Here is a 23,368-nt window from a genome sequence, read left to right on the forward strand (position 1 = left end):
TTCGTTCGGGTCCCGGCGGTGCTCTCCGCCGGTATGTGGTCATGCGGGTGGTGCTTGCGTCTCCCGCCGAAGTGGCGGACCGCTGGGAGCAGCTGTCAGTCCACGCCCAGCACCTCCGCGTCGTAGTCGCGTCGAGCGCGGTCGAGGAGCTCGTGGACGTCCCAGTCCCGGCTGTCGGGGATGCGGTCGGACAGGTGCAGGAGATCGGCGATCATGTCGGCGATGCTGACGTACTGCCCACGGGCGGCGACGTATGCGTCCCACATCGGGCGGACGTCCTCGGCGAGCCGGTCGGTGGACGACATCTCCCTGGCCGGGGCTGAGGTCTCGGTGGTCACGGTGGGCTCCCGTTCGGTGGTGGTGGCCCGGCGCACCAGGTGAGGGCGCGCCGGGCAAGGTGTGGGGGATCAGGCTTGGTCAGAGAGGGCGGGGTGGTCGTCCGGGGCGATCCGCCGGATTCGCTGGCTGATGAAGGCGGCGGTGGTCTTGCCCCACTCCGCCAGGCCCTGCGCGGTGGTCGCACGAGCTCCGGGCCGGTGCTCGATGTAGAGGGTCCACGACACCTCTCCGACCGCGTCGTGGCCCTCCAGGGTCAGGTCGTCGTCGTAGTCGAGGGCCAGGCGCAGCGACACCGCGCCGTCGCGGGTGAAGACCTTGCCGGACGCTCCGAGGAACCCGTCGATGGAGTCCCAGTCGGGCCCGAGGGCGTGGGCGGTGGCGGTGGCGTAGTCGGCCAGGGGGAAGCAGGACGGGGCGGTGGGCAGGGTGTCCACGGGGTGTTCCTCTCGGGGTGGGCCGGTCGTCTCCGGCCAGGGGGGGGCGCGCCAACCCGGCGCGCCCCTGGGGGCGGTGGAGGGTCAGGCGTCGCACTCCGCGTGCTGCCGTACGGCCTCGGCGACCTCGGCACCCAGGACGTCCAGGCGCTCGCCCGTGAACGTGGCCACCGCGATGCCGGGCCCGCTGTGGAACAGCGTCAGATCGCCGTCGACGACCTCCAGGCTGAAGCTCTCGCCGGTGCCGTCGTCCAGGCTGGCGCTCACGCCCCACTCGCCCCCGGAGTGCGCCCAGTCGTCGCCCAGGTTGCCGACGGCCACGCGGCCGATGTCCGCCACGCTGAAGGGCTCGGCCTCCGTGTCGGGCAGGGTGTGGGCGTTGACGGCGTCGCCGTTCACCTTGTCGAGGACCGCGCCGTTCATCACGAAGTCGCCGGTCTGGATCTCCACTCCGCCGACGGTGGTGTCGAAGGTGATCGTGTCGCCGAACTCTTCGGCCAGCGCCGCGCGGGCGTCGTCCGCCGATGCTGCGTGGTTCCCGGCGATGACGAATCCGGGGACGACGAACTCGTAGTAGCGGTGGGTGGTCATGGGGTGTTCCTTCGGGTTGGGTCCGGCGCTGCTCTGCGCCGGTAGTTGGCCGGGTGGGTGGTGCTTGTGTCGCGCCGCCCGGGGCGTTGCGGCCCCGGGCGGCGCGGGCGGGGTCAGCCGGTCGGGGCCGCGTTCCGGAAGGCGTCGTGGACGCGGGTGGTGATCTCGTTGGGCTGGAAGCCGACGGGGCCGGTGGCGTTCTCCACGGCCTGCTCGGCGTCCATGAGCGCGAACGAGGCGTCCACTGGGTGAACGTTGGTGACGATGACCCCGGCGAATACCAGGGGCGGTTCGGTGGCGGCCTTGGCGTAGTCGTCGGCGACCACGGCGAGGTGGGCGGCGATGGCCTTGAGGGCGAGCCTGGCGGCGGCGGGGGTGGCGGGGTGCAGGGAGCGGGAGCGGGCCATCTCGGCGGCTTCGCGGGCGGCGTGTGCGGCGCGGTGGTGGTTCGCGGCGACGATCTCGACAGTGGTCACGGGGTGGTTCCTTCCTGGGTGCCTGGCGTGCTCTCGCCGGGCGGTGGGGGTGGGGGCGGCCGGTGGGCCGCCCCCGTGGAGGGTGGGTGTCAGGCGGCGAGGAGGGCGGCGCGGACGGCCTTGTACTCCGGCTTGCGGGGCTTGTAGCCCGCGACGATCTCGGCGACCTGGGCGCGGGTGTAGCGGTAGACGGTGACGGCGTGGCGGGCGCGTCCGGAGAAGGTGCGGCGGATGCGGGCGGCGCGGCCCTGGATGCCCGCCTTCTTGGCCTGGGTGCGGAGGGCGGCGACCGCGCCGGGGACGGCGGAGGGGGCAACGCCGGTGGCGATGACGTGGGTGGTGAGGGAGCGGGGGGCGGTGCGGACGCGGCGGGCGGCGGTGAGGGGGGCGCGGCGGGCGCGGGCGGCGACCTGGTGGGCGCGGCGGCGGGTGCGGAGGGTGGCAGCGGCGCGGCGGGAGTTGGCGGAAGCCATGGTGTGTTCCTTCGGTTTGGGGTGTCGGCGGTGCTCTCCGCCAACAAGGAAAACGATACAGCGATGACAGATCAGATGGGAAGGGGGTCCGGTGAGAAAGTTCAAGTTGCCTGCTAGTGGGCCGATCCGCTCACCGGACCCCCCTCCGTGGACTGCTACGAATTCGGTTCGCTGTCCTGAATCTCGAAGTCGTTGAACAAGGTGTCACCGGCGGGCGGGGACACAGCACCCCGCCCGGCGCGCCGTACGGGGCCCCGTGGGGCCGGGGCGGCACCGAACAGGGCTTCCGTCCCGGACGTGTGCCGCACCGCCAGCACGGGCCGCACCACGGCGTCCGTGTCCACAAGGGCGAGCGGCGCATCTTCGTCGAAGTCGGCGCGGCGCATCCCGGACCAGTCGCGGCCCGGGGCTTCAGGGGACGTGCTCAAGGGGTTCTCCTGTCTGGGAGTGCCGGCCGGGGGGCGGCGGGGATGTCAGCGGGGGCGGTTGGCGGGCAGCTTGCCGACGGCAGACACGACGCCCCACCGCCACCCTTCACCGAGGAGGGTGTCCCACCCGGCACGGATGAAGTCGGGGACGTCGAATCCCAGATGCGTGCGCGGTCCGCCCGGGTGCGGGTCGCCGGGTACCGGCTCCGGCTCCGGGGCGGGCAGGGCGATGATGCGGGCGGCGGCGTCCTCCGTCCCGACCCATACGCCGTGCTCATGGCCGCGCGGGCCCGTCATGCGCCAGTCCGGTTCCCCGGCGTGCTGCCCGAGGTAGGTGAACTCCCAGGTGACCCCGTCGGGGCCGGTGAAGCAGTGCGTGACGCGCGTTCCGGGCTTGATGCCGCCGTAGGTAGCACCGGCGGCCGTCAGGGCGGCAGAGAGCTGTTCGGTGAACTTCTCGGGGGTGGTGCGGGGCAGTACGGACACGGGGAACCTTCCTGATCTAGAGCCGGGGTGCGCCACGGTGCGCACCCCGGCTTGCGTCGAGGGTCAGCGGGCGGGTACGGCGGTCAGCTCGTCGGCGATGGCGTGCACCTGGGCGGACGTGAGCGAGGGGGAGTGGAGCCCCTGGGGGTACAGGAGGTTGAACACGTCGCGCTTCAGGGCGTCGAGGTCGGCGGCCCACGCCTTGACCGCCTCGGGGGACTCCGTGAGGGCGCGCCGGACATACTCGGCGTCCCACTCCATGCGGGTTCCGTGGGTGACCCTGCGGATCAGGCTGTCGACGAAGAACACGGGCACACCGACGGGCGCGCCGTACAACGCGGTGCACCGGGCGTCGTCGGCCTGCATCATGTCGCCGGTGGCGCGGATCGCCGCCTTCAGGCGGTCAAGGGCGGTGGGGGTCTGGACGGTCGTCAACGTGCACTCCTCAAGGCCGAATGGCGGTACGGGCCCTGGGGGCGGCGGCGCGCTCCCGGGGCGGGGTGAGGGTGCCGGGGCGCGGCGGTGAGCGTCGCGCCCCGGCGGGGGGTCAGCGCTGGGTGTGCTCGGTGTACTCGGCGCGCAGGGCGCGGAGCGCGTCGGCCCAGTCGGGGGTGCCCGGGGTCTCGTCGAGTTCACGGATCAGGACGTCACCGGCGGGCAGGTCGACGGTGGAGCCGTCGGGGTTGGTCCAGCCGTAGGGGGGCAGCCAGGCGACGTCGACGCAGAGCGCGAACACGTCGGCCGTGACGTCGGGGTGCTCGCATTCGAGGGGCGCGGCCGCGATGAGGCGTGCGGGGGCCTGTGCGGCTTGGGCGTTCACGAGCTGCCTGCCCATGTCGCCGCAGGTGCGGTTGCCCATGGTGGCGCAGTCCCACCCGGTCTCGTCTTCGTCGATGCGGCCGTCTCGGTTGTCGTCGCCGGTCTTAACGACCGTCACCTTCGGGGCGGGGGCGGGGGCGGGGGCGTCGGCGGGGGAGAGGGAGGCGGTCGTGCCCAGGAAGACGGCGGCGACGGTGCCCGCGAGGATCGCGGTACGGATACGGGAGAGGCGCGGCATGCGCATGGGGTGTTCCTTCGGTTCGGGTTGACCCGGGGTGCTCTCCCCGGGCCCCGCCGTTGTGGCGTTGGTGAGGAACGTAGCCCACGAACCCCAGAAAAGTACAGCGACACCACACCATGAAAGACCGACATGGGACCTGACCTGCATTTTTCCTGCGAAAAAAGATTCCCCCTTGCGCATCATTCGCATTGCTGTACTGTTCTCGGTGTCGGGCAGGAAGCCGACAACGCCCCGGGAGAGCACCCAGGGCCAACCCGAACCGAAGGAGCACCCCATGCCCGTGACCCTCGACAAGACGCCCCCGCCGCACCCCGAGGACATGGACCGCGCCCCCGCCTACCGGCCCGAACTCCGCAAGCTCACCGCCGCGTTCCTCGTCCTGGCCTACGAGCCCGACCCCCGCTGGACCCGCACCCCCGCCGCCCCCCGCCTCCTCACCGTCGACCGCGCCTCCGCCCACGACGTCGAACGGGCCCTTCAGCGCCTGACGATGCTCGACCTGTGCGCCACCCACCACGGTCTCGTCTGCGTCGAGGTACGCACCACCAGCGCCGCACGGGCCGTCGGTGAAGCCCGCGTCATCCTCGCCGCCACCCGCACCGTCCTGGACCGCCCCCAGGGCTGAACCGCCCGCACCGCCCGCCACACCGGCGGGCGGTGCGCCCCGCCCCCTCCCCGACCCCTACCGGGGGGAGCGCAGGGCGCACCGCCCCACCCCACCCCGGGAGAGCACCCGGGGCCCGAACCGAAGGACACCCCCGATGACCACTGCCACCCCGCCGGCACTCACCACCGACGACATCACCGTGACCACCGACGCCATGGGCCGCCTCGTCGTCATCGTCCCCGACGACGTCGCCCGCCCCCTCACCACCGCTTCCCACGAGGGCGTCAACCCGAAGGCGCGCAGCCTCACCGGCATCGTGTCCCGGGACCACGCGGCCGACTCCTGGGCCGCGCTCACCATCCGCACGATCTTCGCCGCCGTCCTCGACGCCTACCAGGCCCGGACGATCCCCGAGCACGTGCACATGTACGGGCTGAGCCAGTACGCCAAGTGGGACGGCGGCACCCTGTACGGCCACGTCGTCGGTACGAGCGGATGGGACACCGACACCCGCTGGTGGCGCGAGTACCGCAAGCACAACGACCTCATCCCGATGGGCCCCTTCACCATCTGGACCAAGGACCGCCGGAACCGCGCGGGGATGTGCCAGTTCGGCTCGTAGCGGCCGCCGAACCGTCCGGCGCGCGCCCGTAACGCGTGTGCGCGCGTAGGACGGTCCAGAAAGTCCAGAAACCCCACCAGCCTCACCCTCCTCTCCCCGTCCCCTTGGCGGCCCGTCTGCGGGCTGGCCGCCGCCCGTTGGAAGGTTCCCCTGATGTCTCTGCCGTTGTGGATGTCGTCGCACCACCGTGCCCCGGCGGGCGCGCCGTTCCTCGCCGAAGTCGCCCGACTCCTCGGATTGCCGGACTTCAAGCAGGAGGACCCCGGGCACTGGCCGGAGTGGCTGTACGAGACCGACGAGCTGTCCATGGTCTGGCGGGTGGTCCACAACGGGGCCGTCTTCCAGATGGAGCACCCCGGCGTCGTACGGAGTCGGGTGGTCCTTCAGGTGTCGTGGCTGCGCTCGCCGGACCCGGCCGCCATCGCGGCGCTGATCCGGGCGTACGAGGGCAACCCGCGCCGCCGGTCCCTTCGGTCCCTTCTGGCGGGCCTGTGGCGGCGTGGCTGAGCCCGTAGCGCCCCATCCCCAAGTTCGCTCCCTTCCCCGGCTGTTGCCGACCCTCGAAAGGAACTTCCCCATGCTCACCGCCACCGATCGCGCCCAGCACATGGCACGTCAGGTCTTGATCTTCGCCCGTCTCCACAACGACTGTGTGGTCACCTCCGACCTCGTCGACGCCGTAATGAGCCGGGACGCTGGTACCGAGCAGGGCAAGGCCAGCCCGCAGACCGTGCGCCGCATGATCCGCCAGTGGGCCGAGGCGGACGGTGTCCGGGTCATCTTCAGCCGTCAGGAGCGGTTCTGGGCGATCCGCGAGCAGCTCCACCACATGAGCGACGGGGCCGTCGAGAAGCTGCGGGCCGACATCATCAGCGGGGGCGAGAGGGACCCGCGTTGGTGGGACGGGGAACTCAATGAGGCTCTGGCCATCCGGCTTGGCCCCCGCCCGGTGTCCGACCGGATACGGGGGTGCTCGCCGGTGTCGGTGAAGCTGTGGCCGCAGCCGCCGCACAACCGGCCCACCCCCGACGACGTGGTCGACGCCCCCCACGCCCACTACATGAACGACCGCCAGGTGCACGCGGGTCTGCCCGCCGAGAGGATCCGTACGTTCATGGGCAACTGGCGGGCGAACCGGCTTGCCTTCGCCCAGGGGGCGGACGGGTCACTGTTGGTCGGCAGCAGCTCGTACGTGCCCCGGCAGTTCCACGTGCGGGTGGTGAACGGGAGCACGCCGGAGCTGATCGACTCCCCGTCCGCCCGACTGGAGGTGAAGTCGGCTGAGCGCTCGCCCCGGTACCGCGTCGTCCGGGACGGCTCCAGTGCCCGCGTCGCCTGCACGGAGACGGCGGAGGTCGTGGAGTTGCGCCCGGCCGCACCGGAAGACGTCGACCGGTACGGGGGGCCGAAGTCCGAACGGCACGCCCTCGGTGATCTGGTGGTGGTCCGTCCGGTGGAGTTCGACCGCGAGAGCGGGCAGTACGTTGTGCGGCCCGAGTACGTCGGCCAGGTGGTGAGCTGGACTGACCCCCGCTTCAACGTGCGCGCCCTGGTGGCCGATGAGCGCGGGTACGGGGTGCAGGAGTGCCCGGTGCGGGAGCTGCGCCCGGCCACCCGCGAGGAGATCACCCGCGCGGTCGTCGAGAACTTCGCCGACCCGCTGGACGAGGCCACGGCCGCGTTCTTCGCCGAGACGTACCAGGCCGTCGCCGACGGTACGGCCGTTCCCGTGCGGGCCGACCGGGTCGCGGCCGGCATGGTCGTGGTCGCCGCCGTACGGCTCGAAGACCGGACCGTCGGCACCGTCACCGCGCACAGGGGCCCCGGCGCACCGTGGGTACGGGTCACCTGGGAGCCGCGTACCCATCAGGACAGCGTGACGGGGGACGGCCGTACGTACGAGCCCGGTCACCACCTGGTCGTCACCGTCGAGTCGCTCGCCGCCCTGGCAACCGGTACCGCCCCGGTGCGACAGGGTGCCGGGGAGCCTCCGGCGGCGGTGGTGCCGCGCCCTGCCGCCGAGGTACTCGCCGGTGACCCGATTCCCGCCGGGGTGGCGGTGCTGGAGGGGATGCCGGGGCGTGAGCTTCTGCCGGAGGATCTGCATTCGGTGTTCGGTGCGCGGCCAGAGTCCGACGGGTACGTCGCCCAGATCCGCAAAGCGGAGGCGTGGCAGTTGCCGAACCACGACGACGGCGCGCACATCAAGGCTGTCGGGGTCGCGGCCGTACTGCGCAAGGTGCTCGACCAATCCCTTGGAAGTGCCCGCGCGGCCCTGGACGAGGACGGCACGGTGTATCTGTCCGACGGCCGCCAGGCGGCCCGGTACATCCCCGTGGGGCAGTTCGCCGACTACTCGGCCGACACGTGCCCCGGGTGCGGTACCCGGTACGCGGTGAACGGGGATGGTCCGTGCAGCGGCGGCCGCTCGGTGCCCCCGGGCGCGGGAGCGCCTGCCCCGGGGGATCGTGCCGAGGAGGTCCGTCGGCAGAACGAGCGGCTGGAGGCGCAGAGGCTCGCCACGAACCAGGTCATCGAGGAGCGCGCCCGTGCCCTGCTCGTTGAGGCCGGGCACACGGAGGCGGAGGACGGCCGGGCCGGGTTCGTGTTCCTCACCAACTGGCTTGCGGTGAAGCTGCGCGGTGTGACCGACCAGGCCGAGGAGCACCAGGACCAGACCGACGCGCTGGCCCGCTCGCTGGAGGCGCACGGCTGGTACGCCGAGCCGTCGAAGTTCAACGGGCTTTCGGTGTTCCCCCCGTACGGGGAAGCGGCCGACGTCGTCCGTGAGGGGGCGCGCCGCCGGGAGCGTGCCGAGGAAAACGACAGGGTGCGGGCGCGGAAGTTCGCCGCTAAGTGGCGGGCCGACGGGCACACGGAGGAGCCGACGGATACCGCGCTGAAGGCCGCGTTCGCCTCGTGCGTGCGGCCTCCCCGGGTGGAGCTGTACCGGCTGATCCGCGACGAGATCGCCGGGTGGGACGCCAGGCCCTGACCGTCTGCCGCTGATCGTCTTTTCGCCGCCCGGGGCCGTGTGGTCCCGGGCGGCCCCCTTCTCTGCCCTGGAGGGCTTCCCCATGCCCAGCTCTGCCCTGTTCGATCTGCCCGCCCCGGCGGTGGCTGTGCCGGCCGTTCGTACGCCCCGCCGGTCCGGGATCACCGTCCTGTCGTGGGGGCTCGGTGCGGACAGCACCGCCGTCCTGCTGATGTACCTTGCGGCCCCTCACCGGTACGGACTGAGGCGGGACCTGTCCGACCTGGTGGTCGTGCACGCGGTGACCGGCGACGAGTGGCCGGACTCGCTGGACTACGCGAACCGTCTGGTGCTGCCGCTGCTGCGCAAGGCCCGCGTGCGGCTGGTCCAGGTGGCCCGCGGGGGCCCCGAGGACGCGGACGGTGTCGTGGTCCTGGAGGACTCCCGTGCACCGCGCCGGGTGTTCGCCCAGGGGCCGTGGCGGCTGTCGGACGAGCTCCGGGCGGCTGGCACGGTCCCCCAGTTGGCCCGGGGCAAGCGGCTGTGCTCGATCAAGTTCAAGGGGTGGTGCCTGGACCAGTGGGCGGCCGCGGAGTTCGGGGTGGACAGCTTCCGCCGGACGATCGGGTATCACGCGGGGGAGTTGGGGCGTGCGGAGGACGACAGCGCGATTCAGCGGCGGCTGAACGCGGAGGCAGGGCGCACCATCTGCGAGCCGTACTACCCGCTGATCCTGTGGGGGATGGAGCGGGCCGCGGTCGAGGCGTACGTGCTGGGGCTGCTCGGGGAGCCGATCCGCAAGAGCTACTGCGCGCAGTGCCCGTTCAGCGGGGTGTGCGCGTCCAGGGAGGCGCACGAGGAGCGTCTTAGGGCGCACCCGCACATCGCGGCGGACGTGCTGCGCATGGAGTACGTCAGCCAGGCCCTGAACGAGAGAGTGGCGCTGTACGGGACGACGTCGCTGCGGAAGCGGCTCACGGAGGACGGCCGGAACTCGGCGGTCCTGGAGGCGTTCGATGTGTCCCTGGAGCAGGCGCCGCACGCCGTGTACGAGGTGCGGCGGATCTACCACGCGGCCCGTACGGACGACTGCAAGGCGTGGCACGGGAAGGCGTGCCGTTCCCCGCAATGGTGGTGCCGTGAGCCCCGAACAGAGAAGTGCGTGGAGGGCCATCCGGCGGGGCGGTGGGAACCGTGGTGCGGGGGTTCGGCGGGGTGCCGCGGGGAGGCGGGGAAGGGGCAGGCGTGGCGGTCGGTCCGCACGGTGTACGAGGGGACGCGGGCCGGGGCGCAGCTCCGCTTGGGGGAGCTCGGGCGGGAGCAGGGGGCGGCGGTGGTGCGGGGGGAGCACTCGGGTATCGAGCGGGTGCACTACCTGGAGCAGGGGCCGGGGTATCCGGCGGTGTCGGGGTTCTTGGTGGCGGCGCCGGCGGGGGTGCAGGACAAGCAGCGGCCGAAGTTCGAGGAGCGGTGGGCGTTGGTGTCGGGCCGGTACGGGTTGGTGGGTGAGCCGGTGCGGGAGCTGCCGGTGGTGCGGCCCCGGCGGCGTACGGGCGGTGTTCCCCGGGTCCTGCGGGCGAAGGAGCTGGGGGGCGTTCTCCTGATCGCTTGACGGGCAGCTTTTGAAGTACAGCAGTGCGAATTGGTGCCGGTTTTCTTGCTTGTTTTGCTGGCAGGTCTACCCCAATCACTGTCATTGCTGTATTGTTTTCCTTGTTGGCGGAGAGCACCGCTGGCAGACCCAAACGGAAGGAACACCATGACCCTTGCGATGGCTGTGCGGCCGATGCCGCAGCTCATCACGCAGTACGGGCAGTTGCGCACCGTGCTGCACCACCGGGCCCCCGCCGTCTCCCTCTACGGGCCGCTGGAGATCGTCCGGCGCAACGTCCTCGGCGGCGAGACGCTGCGGGAGTCCTGCGTCAAGGCGGCGGACGGCTCCGACGACCTGATCATCCGGTGCGTCAAGTACACCGACGCGATCACCGGCAAGGACCGGTTCGGCGTCGACTACTGGTCGGTGAACGCCTACTGGACCGTTGATCACCGGTACCGCGCCATGGCGGAGATCGCCTACGTGATGGCCGTTCTCGACGAGTTCGCCCACCCGTCCCTCCCCTCCTCCCCGGAGCGGTTCACGCGGGGCCTGAGCGGCTTCTACGACGTCACCGACGTCATCTGACCACCGCTCACCCAATCCGTCGGGGCGCGACGTTCACCGCCGCGCCCCGGCACCCTCACCCAACCGCCGTGCCCTCACCGAGGAGAGAACTGCCGTGAACGGCAAGACCGAGACGACCACCACCCCCACCGAGTACCAGGCCGATGTCCTCATCGCCGCGCTGGACAACGTGCCGCACCTCATTTCGACCCGCACCGATGAGTTCACCGTGGACAAGCTGCACGCCCGACGCTGGGTGGAGGGCCGGACCCTCACCGCGCTGGGCTGCGAGGTTGCCCGCCAGGCGCGCGCTGGCCGCGAGCTGTCCGCCGCACTCGGCAACGTAGCCACGGAGGCGGAGCCGCAGGCCCTGCCGTCCGCAGAGTTCACGGTCGGTTCCGCAGCCCGGTACGACACGGGACCGACGCACACCGAACGGGACGTCGTCCTGGTGAACTCCAAGCCCGCCGCCGACGGCACCGTCGAGGTCCTCAGCGCCCGACAGGGCGGCGCCCCCCTACGGGTGCCGTTGGCCGCGCTCCAGCCCATCCCCGCGCTGCCCCCAAGGCCGGAAGGCGACCCCACCGACTGGTGGACGGTCACGGACGCCCAGGGCAAGGAGATCGCCCGCGTACAGGCTTCGAACGGTCCCGAGGCCCGCATCACGGCGATACGCGAGGACGACGCCGTCCGCGCGGTGGACCGTCGCGAAGGCGGCCTCTCCACTCGTCGGCTGGTCTCGTCCGAACTGGACGTGCCTCTGGGCGAGTTGCAGGGCCTGCCCCGTACCGCGCCGGTGCCCCCGGCAGAGCAGCAGGCCGCCGAATTCATGCTGCTCGCCTCCCCGCCGCGCCTCAGCATCGACGAGGTCATCGGTCAGGCGGACATCGTCCTCCTGGACGACGCAGACAACTGCTGCACTGGGGTCCACGCCCGGAAGTCGGCCGAGTCCGACGCCGTCTCGCTCGTGGTGCAGATCGACGGGCGCAGCCACCGCCACCAGAGCACCGTCGACCGCATCCGGGCCGCCCAGTTGCTCGACGGAATCCGCAGGGCGCTGCCCGCCGCCGGGTGGCAGGTGGTGGCGGCGTTCCCCGACTCCCTGACGGTCGCCCCCGCCGCGTAGCAACGCCCGCAGCCCGTTTTGCCGGGGGCACCACACGGTGCCCCCGGTGCCCCCCTCCACCCGCGTCCTCGTTCTCCAGGAGCACCCCATGAAGCCGAGCCAGTCCAAGCCGCAGCGCTCTTACGGCGCCCCCGCAGCAAGCATGTCCGTACCGCAGGTCTGTGCGGCGATCAGCGTCCTGAACGCCGGCCGTGAGGTGCTGGCCGTCTTCGAGCCCGAGCGCGATGCCTGCGTCGCGAGCGGCATCTGGCTGGACCCGCGCCGTGCCACCGGCGAGGTCGTCCTCGCGTACTGCGTCGACGACTGGTTTCCGGGGCGGCCGTTCGCCGAGCCGGTTGACCTTGCGGAGCGGGAAGCGCGTGTGACCGTCTGCGCCCGCCTGTTCCGTGAGGCGGGTTGGCAGGTTGAGGAGTACCGGGAGTACGGCCGCATGGGTGTGAAGCGGCTGGAGCGGTTGGTCCTGACGCCGCCAACGCCTCACGGCGAGGTGGAGGGCGCCCGTCTGAAGGCAGTTGCCGAGTCCCTGGGGGTGGCCCCGGAGGACCTCGACGACGCCGTACACGACGCTTTCGCCCGGCAGTCCGCCGCCGTCAACAACGGTGGCATCGACCGGCAGATCGGCTACCTGGTGGCGCAGTTCGGTGCCGAGGAGACCGAGGCGATCATCCACGCCGCAGCCGGTTCCTGAATCCGGCCAACTGTCGCTGACCCTTCGACCGCCCTCCGCCGCTCCGTTGCCTTGAGGACGCCTCACATGCAGACCGCCACCCTCTTTGACCTTCCAGCCCTCACCGGGCGCCCTGGACCCCGCCAGGCCGCCACGGGGCCCATCCAGCGGAAGCCGCGCGCCGCCCCGGGCCGCAAGAAGCGCACCGTGCATCCGTCCGTACCGCTCACCCCGTCGACGACCGTTCCCGACGAGTTGATCCGCGAGACGGACCGGGTCCTGATATCCAACTCGGGCGGGAAGGACAGCCTGGCGATGGCCTCGTACGTCGTCGGGCGCGCACGGGCCCTGAACATGCTGGACAAGGTGATCATGGTTCATGCCGATCTGGGGCGGGTCGAGTGGGCGGGCACCGCGGAGTTGGCGGCCGAGCACGCGCGGCTGCTCGGGGTGCGGTTCGAGGTCGTCCGGGCCTCGGGGGCGGACCTCCTGGACCGGGTCGTGCTGCGGTGGCAGAAGCTGAAGGCGAAGGCGGAGCGGGAAGCCGTCGAGCGGGGCGAGGACCCGGCCGCGGCCGTGGTCGCGCCGGCGTGGCCATCTTCCGCAGCGCGCTGGTGCACGTCGGACGTCAAGCGGGGACCGATCTGGACCCTGCTGACGAAGCTGACCGCGGAGCTGTCGCACCTGGGCCGTCCCGTACGGATCCTGAACTGCATCGGCCAGCGGGCAGCGGAGAGTGCGCAGCGGGCGAAGCTGAAGCCGGTCGAGATCGACCGGTCGGCGAGCAACGGGAAGCGGCACATCACGACGTGGCGGCCCATCCACGCCTGGTCGGATGCCGCCGTGTGGCGGGAGATCGCGGAGTCGGGGCTGCCGTACCACGAGGCATACGACTGGGGTAACCGGCGGCTGTCCTGCATGTTCTGCGTCCTGGGATGCGTGGGCGACCTGGTGAACGCTGCCCGCCGGGTACCGGAGATGGCCGCCGCGTACGCCCGCACCGAAGTCGTCGTTGGCGCGGACTTCAAGGTGGGTCTGTCGATGCGGGAGATCGTTCGCCGGGCCGCCGAGTTGGAGGCGGAGCACGGGCCCGCCGCGCGGCCGCCGCGCGGTACGGCGATGTCCGGGTACGTCGGAAAGTCCACCACGGCCCTCTACCTCGGCCGGGTCGACACCCTTCGTGCCGCGGTGGCACTCGCCGCCTGATTCGCCCTCTGCCACCCGCGTCGGAGTGTCCGGCGGGGGTGGCAGAGGGCGCGCCGTTCCCAGAAGCAGGACCCCTGTTCCACGCATTCTGATTGCTGTATCATTTTTGGTGTTGGTGGAGAGCACCGCCGACAAGCCCGAACCGAAGGAACACCCCATGTCATCAACCCTTTTTGACCTTCCTGCGGCCGTTGATTCCACGGTGTCCGCGAAGCGGCCCGCCGCAGCGGATCCCGGGCGGCACCGCCCGGACGAGATCGACCGGTGGACGTACCTGGGCGCGCACCAGCCGTCGTGGTTGGCCCGCCCGGAGTTCGCCGAGCAGGGCATACCGCTGTGCGTCTCGCACACCAGGCTCAGCGGGCGCAGCTCCCTGCCCCGGGCCACCACCTCGTGGATGCTCGACTCCGGCGGGTTCACGGAGTTGTCGAGGCACGGCCGGTGGACGGTCTCCCCGTATGCGTACGCCAAGGCCGCCCGCCGCTACCACGACGAGATCGGCGAGCTGGACATGTGCGCCGTACAGGACTGGATGTGTGAGGACGAGATTCTCCGCCAGACCGGGCTGACGGTCTACGACCACCAGATCCGGACCATCGCGAGCTACATCAACCTGCTGTGCCTCGACGACGAGCTGCCGTGGCTGCCGGTGCTCCAGGGCTTCACCCTGGACGACTACCTGCGGTGCGTCGACTTGTACGACCGCGCCGGGATCGACCTGACGCTGGAGACGGTCGTGGGGATCGGGTCGGTGTGCCGCCGCCAGAGCACCAAGGAAGCCGTCCGGATCATCGAGACGCTGTCGTCCATGGGCATCCGGCTGCACGGGTTCGGGTTCAAAGTCACAGGACTGCGTGCCGTGGCGCACCTCCTCTACAGCTCCGACTCGCTCGCCTGGTCCTTCAACGCCACGCACCGCCAGCCGCTGCCCGGATGTGCCCACGCAAGTTGCAGCAACTGCCCCCGCTACGCCATCGGCTGGCGGAATCGGATGTTGAACTCGCTGCCCGAAGACCAGCAGCTCACCACCCTCATCGCCTGAACGGACTTCCGGCCGGGGCGTACGAACACGCCCCGGCCGCTGTCCGTCCCCATCGGCGGAGAGCACCGCCGACACCCCGAATGAAGGAGCACCCTATGCGCTACCGCCTGCCCCCTGCCTTGATCCGCGACCCCGCGGACCTGGCCGAGCACCTGGCCGAGCACAACATGCCGGGCCAGCGGACGAAGACCGCCATCCTCCGACTGCGCGCGGTACGCCGACGCCGGACGGCCCCGCTGCCGGCACCGCTGCCCCTGGAGCAGCGCGCCCGGAATCGGCGGTGGGAGAGCATCGCCGGGGAGATCGTCCGCCGCGGCGGTGAGACCACGCTCGAAGGCAACTACGGTTCCACGTACCTGGAGATCACCGACCGCCTCGACGGCCTGGTGCTGATGCACGCCGAGGGCTGGCGCAGCTACGGCAGCGCGCCCGCACGGTACGCCAGGCTCAGCTACCTGTGGGGCCCCGACGACGCCGGGTCCGGCCCGTGGGCGGTGCGGGTCTCCGGCACCATCACCACCGTGCCCGAGGCGCTCGACTGGCTCACCCCCGCCGCGGTCAAGAAGGCCCAGGAGAAGGGCTTGAGGGTACGGCGTCAGGGCGACGTGTACGCGGTGGAGACGACGCGCGCTCACGACGGGGCCGGTGCCGGGCAGCTCCCGGAGTCGCACGAGTGGCGGACGGCAACCCGCTACCTGGTGCACCGGCCCGAGGACGGACGGCGGCACCGCCCGGTCCGTCTGTCGTGGCCGGTGCGGTTCGTGCAGCAGACCGCGTACGGCATGGGCCGCACGAACTCCCGCACCGACGCCGACTGACCTCCCCGACCTGCGCCCGGTACAACCGGCGCCTGACCCCATTGGATTGCCATGAAGACACCTTTCGGGCCACCCATCGACCTCAGCGGCCTGTCGGGATTTGCCCTGACGGACGCGCGTCCGCGACGGTCGGTGTTCATCGGCCGGGTATCCACCAAGGACCAGCAGAACCCCGCCTCGTCGATTCCCCGGCAGGTCGTGTTGGCCTCCGAGCGCCTGGAGCCCGACGAGGAGTTCGTCGCGTACTTCTGGGACGTCGAGAGCGGCATGCTGCCCCCTGAGCTCCGCGGCCAGGGCCCGCAGGAGATGTACGACAAGCTCGGCGTGCCGACGCCGCGGGACGGCGGCCTCCAGGACCTCGTGGACCGGGTTGAGCAACTGGCCGTCACGCACGTTCTGGCGGAGCGCTCCGACCGGTTGGCGCGCGCCATGCTCACCAGCCTCACCGTCGAGCACGAACTGTCGCAGCACGGCGTCGAGGTGGTGTACGCCAACGAGCCCGTGGGCGGCACCGAGTCCGGCCGGTTGCGGGTCCGTCGGTTCGGCCAGGTCGAGGCCGAGCTCTACAAGAAGTCGCTGATGGAAATGTCGACCGGCGGCCAGTTCCAGCACGCCATCAGCGGCTGGAACCACGGCTTCCCGCCGTACCCGTACATCGCGGTGGTCGACGAGAACGCCCCCGTTCGCGCCGGAGGGCGGTTCGGCACGGAACGCCCCAAGCGGAAGCTGGTCCCGCACCCGGACTCACGGCGCTTCGACATGGCGCGGGAGGCCCACCGGCTGCGGCGGGAGGAACGCTTGAGGACGGGGGCCATCCTTGCCCGCTTGTCCGCCGAGCCCGACCGCTACCCGGGCAGCTTCTCGTACAACTTCATGGAGGGGCTGCTCGCGAACCCGAAGCTGAGCGGGCACCAGGTCTACAACCGCAAGGCGCCTCGTACGCGCAGGAAGGGCCAGCCCCTCTGGAACCCGATCTCGGAATGGGTGTGGTCGCCGGAGATCGCCCACGAGCGGGTGGTGAGCCTGGAGGAGTGGAAGCAGGCCCAGGAGGTCACCGACGAGCTACGCGAGGAAGCCGAGGGGAGCTGGACGCGCGTCCGTAGGGCGGCCAGCGCTCTGGGACTGTCCCTCACTGCGGTCGACAGCAGCGGAACGCACACGGTCTACGAGGTCGGCGGCCGCCGGATCACCCTGCCGACCCCGATTCCGGACGAACTCGTGCAGCTGATCATCGACGATATGGAGCGTGGGGCATGAGCGAGCAGGTCGAGGGTGCCGCCAGCAGGCGTGATCGCAAGTGGGTGGTGCACGTCGCGCAGCACGGCGTGTACGGGCATGGTGGCACCTTGAAGGCGGCGCGGCAGGACACCATGGAGGGGCTCGGGCTCGCGGGCGTCCGCGGGGACCTTGTGCTCCGTGTGGCGATGCCGGAGGTTCAACAGCTCCGCGACGCCGAGGACGCGCGTGCGCTGGCACTGAGAGAGGTGGTGGCCGCGCTGATTCGGTGCCGTACGACGGTGGGGGACATTGCCCTGGTCACCGGCGAATCGGCGCGGAACGTGAAGCTGATCATCGAAGAACTGCGGGCCGTACCGGCGGAGCGCCCTATGCAGGAGGAAAGCGGCCTGGAACTGAGCGAGGAAACGGCGCGCGCCGACCTCGGTGACGCTGCCCGCTGAAGACGCGGCATCAGCCGGAGAGGGCCCCAGGATGGTTCCTGGGGCCCTCTCTGGTGGTGCTTGTCGGGCGACAAGCAGCATCGGCCCGTTAACGGTACGGCACACCCCTGCGGCGGCGTACGCGCCTGACAGGGGAGCCGCCCGCCCGCCTGGCGGGAGTTGTCGCGGGAAGGTGTCCCCGCCTCTGGCGCCGGGGTCAACTGCCGTATGCTGCGAGCACGTTCGGCGGATGACCGGCCACCACTATTGGCCGGTGATCCGCCGTTTCGTGCTTACTGCTTCGGGGCGTTCTTCATGCGGTCGAGTACCGCGTTGAAAACCGTCGGGTCGCTCTCGTCGGCGAACGCCTCCAGGAGGTGGCGTTCGACCTCGGTGCGGGGGATGCGCCCGCGGTTGAGGGTGTCGGCGAGGGCGATGGCGCGCCGGTCAACGTTGCGCCGTACGGCTGCCGGGATGCCGGCGGGCGCCGCGGGCAGTTCGGCGGGTTCGGCGTTCTCGATGATGCCGGTGAGCATCCTCGCGATCTGGTCGGCGTCCTCGTCGTCCTTGAGCGCCAGGTCCCCGGGGAGCAGCTCGACGGTTTTCCGAAGTCGCTCGGCGGTGACCTTGTCGGCGCCGACGGCCTGGACCACGACCTCGTAGACCGCGACCGCTGCGTCCATGCCGTGCTTGTTCTTGAACGGTACGAGCTCGCGCACCTGGCCCTCGGGGGCGTCGTAGCCGCGGTCAGCGAGCGTTTTGCCCAGTGTCCAGGCTGCCCGGAGCTTGGAGCAGCGGGAGACCTTGATGCCCTTCTCGACCCACGCCCATTCTTCGATCGTCTTGTAGCAGCGGGTGGGTTCGAGCTTGTGGGGGGTGCGGCGGAAGAGGCGTCCGACGGCCATGGTGTCGAGGGACTTGCCCGCAATCCAGAAGACCGTGGACAGCAGGTCGACGCCGTCGTCGCACTTCGCGCGGGTCTCTTCCTCCTCGTCCGTGAGGTCGCCGTCTGAGGCCGGTGCGATGGGGTCGGGGATCTTGTCCAGGCCGATGCGGGCTTCTTCTACGGCTTCGGCGACCTTGTTCGCGACGAGGTTGACCTGGCTCTGTTCGTACCGCTCCTCGCGGTCTGCGTCGATGGTCGCGAGGGCTTCCGCGGTCGCTTCTGCTTCATCCGCCTCGCCCCAGCTCAGCTCGTATTCCTTGTGGGTGCTGCTCATGCGGCGTTCACCTTCGTCAGCCCTGCGTTGGTAGCGATCGTGCGGAAGAACCCGGCGGTGTCGGTGCGGGGCCGGAACTGGCAGACCGGCAACCCCTTGTTGCGGGCTTCCTTCATGTCGGCGGACCTGACAGGGACTTCGCCGAGGCACGGGATGGTGGGGTGGTTCTGGAGAAGCTGGTAGACCTTGGCGTCGAAGTGCCCCATGGGCTTCGTGACACGGCCGATGACAAGGCCGATGAGCTCGACTTCCGCGCGTTGGGCGCGGGCGGTGGCCTTCTTGTTGTGGGCGATCTGCGTCGTGAGGCCGGTCATGGACCACTCGTCGACGTCGGTCATGATGATGGCCTGGTCGCAGCCGACGATCTGGGAGTCGTTGTCGAGGTCGAGGGCAGGCCGCTGGTCCAGGAGGATCACGTCGAAGTACGCGCGCAGCTTCTCGATCATGATGCTGTAAAGCATCAGGCCTGCGCCGGTATGGAGAAGGCGGCTGGAGATTCCGGCCATGTCGAGGCTGGCGGGGAGAACGAAGATCCCTGGGACGCGGGTCTCACGGATCAGCGGTAGCGGGTCGAGGGCGTCAAGGACGACCTTGGCCTGCGTCAGGTCGTTGGGGCCGGGCCGACGGACGCGGAAGCCGCTGGTGGCGTTGCCCTGGGGGTCTCCGTCGAGAACGAGGACGCGCTTGCCGTCCTCGGCGAGCGTTCCGGCGAGGTTGATGGTGGTGGTCGTCTTGCCGACGCCGCCCTTCTGGTTGCACATCGCGATGACGCGCGTCGGCTGGGGGCGGTAGTCAACGAGGAGGGCGCGTACGCGTTCTCGACGCTCTTCCTCGGTCTCCTGGGGGGCCTCGGCCTTGGTCCCCTGGGCGCCGATGAGGGGCGCCGCGCTGCTTTCTGTCATGGGAGGACGATAGTCAGACCGGGCCTGTGCCCGCGGCAGCGCATCCCCTTTTGCCCGTTTCTGGCATGCTGACGGCCCAGTGGCGGGCCGTCAGGACACGTCGTCGGTCTGCACAATTGGGCAAGAATGATCTTCGTGTGCTGCTACTCGGCGCTGTCCGTCCGGGGCTCCGCCTGGAGCAGGGCCATGCCGGGGCCGCCGTACCAGATGAGGAGCTGGCTCGTCGTCTTCAGGCCGATGAAGTTCTTCAGGGCGTTCAGATGCCGGATGACGGTCCGGGCGGCCATCTTGAGCTCGACGCCGATCTGGCGCTGATCGAGCAGGCCTCGCTGGTAGCCCTGAAGGATCGACCGCTGGTGGTCGAAGGTCCCGGCGGAGACGAGGGACTTGAAGACCTCTTGGGCCGCAACGCCGGTTGCGGCCACGATGTCCTGCTGCGTGTCGCCCGCTCGGTACCGCTTGAGGATGTGCTCCTGGACGTCGGCCGGGAGGGTGCTCAGGCCGGCGTTGGTGAGGTGCCAGGGGACGGCCTGAGCCCAGTAGTGCTCGAACAGCTCCAGCACGAACGCCACCACCACCGGGTCCGTGAAGTGCCACGCCCCGGCCAGGGTTTCCCGGCGCTCGACGAAGTCGTTGACGAAGACCTCGTCCCGGTCGATACCGATGATGCGGATGAACCGTCCGGGCAGCGTCGATATCTCGGCGCCGAGGGGCAGCATGTCCCGGGCCCTGGACTGGATATGGCGGTTCGCGCGGGCGCTGGAGTGGTAGATGGTGCGCATGCTGACGCCGCGCTCGACGATGGCGCGGTCGCGTGCGCGGGACACCTCCAGAGTCTTCTGCGTACGGACGCCAGGCTGGGCCGCGACGAGCTGGAACTTTGCTGTCTCGGTGGAGGCACTGATGCGGGAGTTCGCCTGGTCGGCGCTGATGAACTCCTTGCCGCCGACCGGTTGCCCGCCCCAGTGGTCCTCGGGATCGAGCTCGTCGAAGAACCCGTAGATGGCCTTCAGCTTCTGTGCCTGGTCCATCAACGCCGCCTCCACGGGCTCGCGCAGACGCCGTTCGGCGTCCATCCGCCCGACGGGCACGAAGGAATCCTCTCCGACCAGGGGGTTCGAGGCGATCAGCCCGCGGCGCAGGAGACCTTCCAGGCCTGGCGTGCCGGAGGGTATGAGCTCGCGCCGGCGGACCCGCAGGTAGACCTCCAGCTCCTGGGGCGGAAGAACGCTTACCGGCGGAGGGGCGGGGGAGACCTCGCTGGTGCCGAGGTTCGGGCACGTGAAGTCGATGGCGGGCCCTGCTGGCAGGGCGCCGTGCTGCGGGTTGCCGGGTGTGGGCGTGGCGTGTTCGGTCATCGGTCGTGCTTTCACTTTTCTGACAGTCGTACTTATGAAGCGGGCCAGCGCTTGCCCTTGATCGGTTCGGGCGGCCACGGTGTCTCCAGCACCTACCAGAGTCGCACGCTTGTGCGATCCAGGTGTTGCGGAGCAACCTCCCCCTCCGCCCGTTCTCATTGAGAGGTACAGACCAACTCATGCGTTCCACCCGCGCGTTGATTCGCAACACAACCGTTGCCGTCGCACTCGCCGCCACCGCCTTCACCGGTGTTGCCTTCGGCGCTGGCACCGCACTGGCAGACAGCACGTGGGGTGTCGTCCCGGCGAACCCCGAGACCCCGACCGCCCCGCCCGCTGAGACGCCCGCCCCGCAGCCCTCCAGCAACGACAGCACCTGGGGTGCCCCGGCCGCCGACGAGGTGGTGGTCGAGCCCATCTCCCCGAACGCTGCCGCGAAGGACAGCACTTGGGGCTGACGAGCCCCCTAGTCCCTTGCTGATTACCGCTTTACGCGGCGGCACCGCACAGGACGGTGCTGATCCGCCCGGGGCGCGCGCGGGTTTGACCAACCCGTGTGCGCCCCACCAGGAACCGGCCCACCAGTGAGCTCCCCGAGGATCAGGACCGTGTCGATATCCGACTTCACGCCGTCGGCCACTCCGCCGCTGACGCCCGAGACTGCCGCTCCGATTCGCCCCGCGCAGCAGCCGCAGCTCCTCGGCACGAGGAGCTGCGCGCGGCTCAGCGTCGACACCGACCGCCGTGCCGCGGAGCGCTGCTCAGCCTTCGCCCGGACCGTCCTCGGGCCGTTCCTCGGCGACCACCCGGACCCCGGGCCGCTCGTCGACAACGTGGTCGCGGTGATCACCGAGCTTGTCGACGTCGCTTCCCGTACGACACGTCGCAGCACAATCGTGTGCGTGGTCGAGTTCGACGGCAGCCACTTCATGGTCTCCGTCGAGGAGATTCACGGCCGGCTCCCGCATCCGCAGGACGAGCCGGGCCTCTACCTGGTGCACCGGGTCGCGGACGAGGTGGGCCAGCACCTCGGCGACCACGGCGGCACCGTCATCTGGGCATCCGTGCCTGTGTGAGGGCTACTTGGGGGCTGGCTGTGGTTCAGGACCCGACGACACGAAGATGCGGCACTACCCCGTGCTGCTGGTCCTCAATGAGCTGATTGGCCTTGTCACTCAAGCGGTACATGTTGTAGTGCCCGACCTGGCCCGAGACCTCCAGCCACCCCAGCTCGACGAGTTCCTTGCGGACACGTGAGAACGCGGGCTGCGTCATGCCCAGCATCGAGGCGAGTTCCGTGCCCTGCATCGACACCGTGCCGTTTGCGTCCTGCTTCACCGAGCCGTACAGCAGCACCACCAAACGCTGACCCGGGGTGAGCCGTTTATCGCCTCGCTGAACGTCGCTCACGACGCGGATCATGTTCACGACGTCCTCCGCGCTCTGGATCCTCACAGCGCTTCCCCCTTCTCGGTACCCGCGTTGTCCTTGACCTTGCGGCGCTGCCGGGACTTGGGTTCCGGCATGGAGGCTTCGGGCGGGTTCCACGCCTTCACTGCTTCGCGGTGAGCAAAGCCCGATCCAATGAAAGCAAGGTTCGGGTGGACGCGGTAGAACGTGGTCCGGCCGATCCCGCCGGCCTTGACCAGCATCCGGGCCTTCAGCAGCGCCTTCACGATACGGCTCAACGAGTCCGGACTCATCTTCAGCTCTTCCGCGACCTGCGCGCCCGTCATCATCACCGGGCCCTCGGACTCCTCTGTAGCGGTGAAGTACCAGATCAGCACCCGGAACTGCTTGTCCGTGAGCCCCGAATCGCCTGACGCCAGGGCTCGTGCACTACGAATCCCCACGTTGATGTGAGGTCCGTCGAAGGCATACGGAGCTTGGGGCTTCTCTTTGAACTCGCCGGTCTCCTCGTCGAGGACTCCGTACGTCTCACGCCTTCTTGCCGCGGCCACGTGCCGTTGCGCCTCCCTTCTTCATCTGTGGCATGCGACCCGATCCGGGAACCGGGTTACTTACCAGTCTGGTAACTCAGGATTGGTATGGGATCCGACCTGACAGTCGGATCGCTTACCACCGTGGTAACTGCTGGAAAGTATGCGATCCGGCAAGGCGGTCGGATCGCATACCGCCCTGGTAACTGCTGGGAAGTATGCGATCCGACAGTCTCGTCGGATCGCATACCAGCCTGATAACTCAACCTGCGCCGGAAGTTACCACAGTGGTAAGCGATCCGACCGCAACGGCGTGTTGCTGACCATCCCTCGATGACCATTTTGGTAAGCGATCCGACCCCAGAATCGGGATGATCCGACTCTGGGGTCGGGATATCTCGATCCCAGAGTCGGGTTTGCCGATCCCAGAGTCGGATCAGCTCCGGCGTTTATGCAGGTCAGAGGCTCGCAGAGGTCTAGCTCTCTTACTGCATTCAAATCTTGTACCCCAGCAACCGCGGGTCCGGGCTTCGACGACCCCACCGCTCGCCTGCACGTTCCGGGGACCACGACACCCTCCTGCACGGTTCGCTGCTCACGGACGTTCCAGTGGTCTTGAACCCAGGGGTGGTGTTGTGGTGCGCCTACTGTCCGTAATCCTCCGTGGCCTGGCCGGACGGCGGCGCAAGGTCTCGTCGGTGTGGGAAAAACGGCTATCTGCGGAGGAGGGACGTGGTGGGTGCCGCTGAACGGCCGTCAGGCGGCTTTCAACGTTGGCTT

At 70.0% G+C, this 23,368-nt stretch carries 29 protein-coding genes; 15 read left to right on the forward strand and 14 right to left on the reverse strand.

Annotation, left to right across the window (positions count from 1 at the left end; all coding sequences use genetic code 11):
- Window positions 1-95 precede the first annotated feature (95 nt).
- The 9 genes from ACIO3O_RS36980 to ACIO3O_RS37020 all read right to left on the reverse strand — a co-directional run bounded on the left by ACIO3O_RS36980 (window position 96) and on the right by ACIO3O_RS37020 (window position 4,290).
- A complete protein-coding gene (locus ACIO3O_RS36980; protein WP_401753538.1) occupies window positions 96-338 on the reverse strand; it encodes a hypothetical protein in 243 nt (80 codons plus the stop codon).
- A gap of 69 nt (window positions 339-407) precedes the next feature.
- The gene (locus ACIO3O_RS36985; RefSeq protein WP_401753540.1) at window positions 408-773 is read right to left on the reverse strand and encodes a hypothetical protein; all 366 of its coding nucleotides are present in this window, start codon (window positions 771-773) and stop codon (window positions 408-410) included.
- An 84-nt stretch (window positions 774-857) separates the two neighbouring features.
- Window positions 858-1,364, reverse strand: a complete 507-nt coding sequence (locus ACIO3O_RS36990; protein ID WP_401753542.1) for a hypothetical protein — start codon at window positions 1,362-1,364, stop codon at window positions 858-860.
- Window positions 1,365-1,477: 113 nt separating this feature from the next.
- The gene (locus tag ACIO3O_RS36995; protein ID WP_401753544.1) at window positions 1,478-1,840 is read right to left on the reverse strand and encodes a hypothetical protein; all 363 of its coding nucleotides are present in this window, start codon (window positions 1,838-1,840) and stop codon (window positions 1,478-1,480) included.
- A gap of 89 nt (window positions 1,841-1,929) precedes the next feature.
- Window positions 1,930-2,313 carry a hypothetical protein gene (locus ACIO3O_RS37000; RefSeq protein ID WP_401753546.1) on the reverse strand — a complete coding sequence of 128 codons (384 nt, stop codon included), beginning with the start codon at window positions 2,311-2,313 and terminating at the stop codon, window positions 1,930-1,932.
- Window positions 2,314-2,468: 155 nt separating this feature from the next.
- Window positions 2,469-2,741, reverse strand: coding sequence for a hypothetical protein (locus ACIO3O_RS37005; RefSeq protein WP_401753548.1), 273 nt, complete (start codon window positions 2,739-2,741; stop codon window positions 2,469-2,471).
- 45 nt (window positions 2,742-2,786) lie between these two features.
- Window positions 2,787-3,227 (reverse strand): hypothetical protein, encoded by a 441-nt coding sequence (locus ACIO3O_RS37010; protein ID WP_401753549.1) that lies wholly within the window; start codon window positions 3,225-3,227, stop codon window positions 2,787-2,789.
- A gap of 63 nt (window positions 3,228-3,290) precedes the next feature.
- Window positions 3,291-3,662, reverse strand: coding sequence for a hypothetical protein (locus tag ACIO3O_RS37015; protein WP_401753551.1), 372 nt, complete (start codon window positions 3,660-3,662; stop codon window positions 3,291-3,293).
- Window positions 3,663-3,774: 112 nt separating this feature from the next.
- Window positions 3,775-4,290 carry a hypothetical protein gene (locus ACIO3O_RS37020; RefSeq protein WP_401753553.1) on the reverse strand — a complete coding sequence of 172 codons (516 nt, stop codon included), beginning with the start codon at window positions 4,288-4,290 and terminating at the stop codon, window positions 3,775-3,777.
- Between the two features lie 271 nt (window positions 4,291-4,561).
- Between ACIO3O_RS37020 and ACIO3O_RS37025 the strand changes: the two genes are divergently transcribed.
- The 13 genes from ACIO3O_RS37025 (at window position 4,562) to ACIO3O_RS37085 (ending at window position 17,189) form a co-directional block, all read left to right on the forward strand.
- Window positions 4,562-4,912, forward strand: a complete 351-nt coding sequence (locus ACIO3O_RS37025) for a hypothetical protein (protein ID WP_401753555.1) — start codon at window positions 4,562-4,564, stop codon at window positions 4,910-4,912.
- Window positions 4,913-5,048: 136 nt separating this feature from the next.
- Window positions 5,049-5,516: a hypothetical protein gene (locus ACIO3O_RS37030; protein ID WP_401753557.1), complete on the forward strand. Its 468-nt coding sequence runs from the start codon at window positions 5,049-5,051 to the stop codon at window positions 5,514-5,516.
- A 153-nt stretch (window positions 5,517-5,669) separates the two neighbouring features.
- The gene (locus ACIO3O_RS37035; protein WP_401753559.1) at window positions 5,670-6,023 is read left to right on the forward strand and encodes a hypothetical protein; all 354 of its coding nucleotides are present in this window, start codon (window positions 5,670-5,672) and stop codon (window positions 6,021-6,023) included.
- 70 nt (window positions 6,024-6,093) lie between these two features.
- Complete coding sequence (locus tag ACIO3O_RS37040) at window positions 6,094-8,511, forward strand: hypothetical protein (RefSeq protein WP_401753560.1); 2,418 nt, start codon at window positions 6,094-6,096, stop codon at window positions 8,509-8,511.
- An 82-nt stretch (window positions 8,512-8,593) separates the two neighbouring features.
- Window positions 8,594-10,102, forward strand: a complete 1,509-nt coding sequence (locus ACIO3O_RS37045; RefSeq protein WP_401753562.1) for a hypothetical protein — start codon at window positions 8,594-8,596, stop codon at window positions 10,100-10,102.
- Between the two features lie 147 nt (window positions 10,103-10,249).
- Entirely contained in the window at window positions 10,250-10,672 is a 423-nt protein-coding gene (locus tag ACIO3O_RS37050) for a hypothetical protein (RefSeq protein ID WP_401753563.1), read from the forward strand.
- 94 nt (window positions 10,673-10,766) lie between these two features.
- Window positions 10,767-11,777 carry a hypothetical protein gene (locus ACIO3O_RS37055; RefSeq protein WP_401753565.1) on the forward strand — a complete coding sequence of 337 codons (1,011 nt, stop codon included), beginning with the start codon at window positions 10,767-10,769 and terminating at the stop codon, window positions 11,775-11,777.
- Between the two features lie 88 nt (window positions 11,778-11,865).
- Window positions 11,866-12,465 carry a hypothetical protein gene (locus ACIO3O_RS37060; protein WP_401753566.1) on the forward strand — a complete coding sequence of 200 codons (600 nt, stop codon included), beginning with the start codon at window positions 11,866-11,868 and terminating at the stop codon, window positions 12,463-12,465.
- Window positions 12,466-12,531: 66 nt separating this feature from the next.
- Entirely contained in the window at window positions 12,532-13,650 is a 1,119-nt protein-coding gene (locus tag ACIO3O_RS37065) for a phosphoadenosine phosphosulfate reductase family protein (protein WP_401753568.1), read from the forward strand.
- Window positions 13,651-13,807: 157 nt separating this feature from the next.
- Window positions 13,808-14,692 carry a hypothetical protein gene (locus ACIO3O_RS37070; RefSeq protein ID WP_401753570.1) on the forward strand — a complete coding sequence of 295 codons (885 nt, stop codon included), beginning with the start codon at window positions 13,808-13,810 and terminating at the stop codon, window positions 14,690-14,692.
- 95 nt (window positions 14,693-14,787) lie between these two features.
- Window positions 14,788-15,510: a hypothetical protein gene (locus ACIO3O_RS37075; RefSeq protein WP_401753572.1), complete on the forward strand. Its 723-nt coding sequence runs from the start codon at window positions 14,788-14,790 to the stop codon at window positions 15,508-15,510.
- A gap of 51 nt (window positions 15,511-15,561) precedes the next feature.
- On the forward strand, window positions 15,562-16,767 hold the full coding sequence (locus tag ACIO3O_RS37080; RefSeq protein ID WP_401753574.1) for a recombinase family protein: 1,206 nt from the start codon (window positions 15,562-15,564) through the stop codon (window positions 16,765-16,767).
- Window positions 16,764-17,189 carry a hypothetical protein gene (locus ACIO3O_RS37085; RefSeq protein ID WP_401753576.1) on the forward strand — a complete coding sequence of 142 codons (426 nt, stop codon included), beginning with the start codon at window positions 16,764-16,766 and terminating at the stop codon, window positions 17,187-17,189. The genes ACIO3O_RS37080 and ACIO3O_RS37085 overlap by 4 nt, the downstream gene beginning before the upstream one ends.
- A gap of 272 nt (window positions 17,190-17,461) precedes the next feature.
- On the opposite strand, the gene ACIO3O_RS37090 is transcribed toward ACIO3O_RS37085, so the two are convergent.
- The 3 genes from ACIO3O_RS37090 to ACIO3O_RS37100 all read right to left on the reverse strand — a co-directional run bounded on the left by ACIO3O_RS37090 (window position 17,462) and on the right by ACIO3O_RS37100 (window position 20,648).
- Window positions 17,462-18,388, reverse strand: coding sequence for a hypothetical protein (locus ACIO3O_RS37090; RefSeq protein WP_401753578.1), 927 nt, complete (start codon window positions 18,386-18,388; stop codon window positions 17,462-17,464).
- Window positions 18,385-19,290, reverse strand: a complete 906-nt coding sequence (locus tag ACIO3O_RS37095; RefSeq protein ID WP_401753580.1) for a ParA family protein — start codon at window positions 19,288-19,290, stop codon at window positions 18,385-18,387. Before ACIO3O_RS37095 ends, ACIO3O_RS37090 begins: the two co-directional genes overlap by 4 nt.
- Window positions 19,291-19,433: 143 nt before the next feature.
- Window positions 19,434-20,648: a hypothetical protein gene (locus ACIO3O_RS37100; protein WP_401753582.1), complete on the reverse strand. Its 1,215-nt coding sequence runs from the start codon at window positions 20,646-20,648 to the stop codon at window positions 19,434-19,436.
- A gap of 179 nt (window positions 20,649-20,827) precedes the next feature.
- Between ACIO3O_RS37100 and ACIO3O_RS37105 the strand changes: the two genes are divergently transcribed.
- Both ACIO3O_RS37105 and ACIO3O_RS37110 read left to right on the forward strand, forming a co-directional pair.
- Window positions 20,828-21,106, forward strand: a complete 279-nt coding sequence (locus ACIO3O_RS37105; RefSeq protein ID WP_401753584.1) for a hypothetical protein — start codon at window positions 20,828-20,830, stop codon at window positions 21,104-21,106.
- A 150-nt stretch (window positions 21,107-21,256) separates the two neighbouring features.
- On the forward strand, window positions 21,257-21,724 hold the full coding sequence (locus ACIO3O_RS37110; RefSeq protein WP_401753585.1) for a hypothetical protein: 468 nt from the start codon (window positions 21,257-21,259) through the stop codon (window positions 21,722-21,724).
- A gap of 25 nt (window positions 21,725-21,749) precedes the next feature.
- Here ACIO3O_RS37110 and ACIO3O_RS37115 read toward each other — a convergent pair whose 3' ends face one another.
- On the reverse strand, window positions 21,750-22,070 hold the full coding sequence (locus ACIO3O_RS37115; RefSeq protein WP_401753730.1) for a helix-turn-helix domain-containing protein: 321 nt from the start codon (window positions 22,068-22,070) through the stop codon (window positions 21,750-21,752).
- 29 nt (window positions 22,071-22,099) lie between these two features.
- Window positions 22,100-22,609, reverse strand: coding sequence for a MarR family transcriptional regulator (locus ACIO3O_RS37120; RefSeq protein ID WP_401753587.1), 510 nt, complete (start codon window positions 22,607-22,609; stop codon window positions 22,100-22,102).
- Between the last annotated feature and the right edge of the window lie 759 nt (window positions 22,610-23,368).

The sequence above is a fragment of the Streptomyces sp. NPDC087440 genome (genome assembly GCF_044744005.1).
GTDB lineage: Bacteria > Actinomycetota > Actinomycetes > Streptomycetales > Streptomycetaceae > Streptomyces.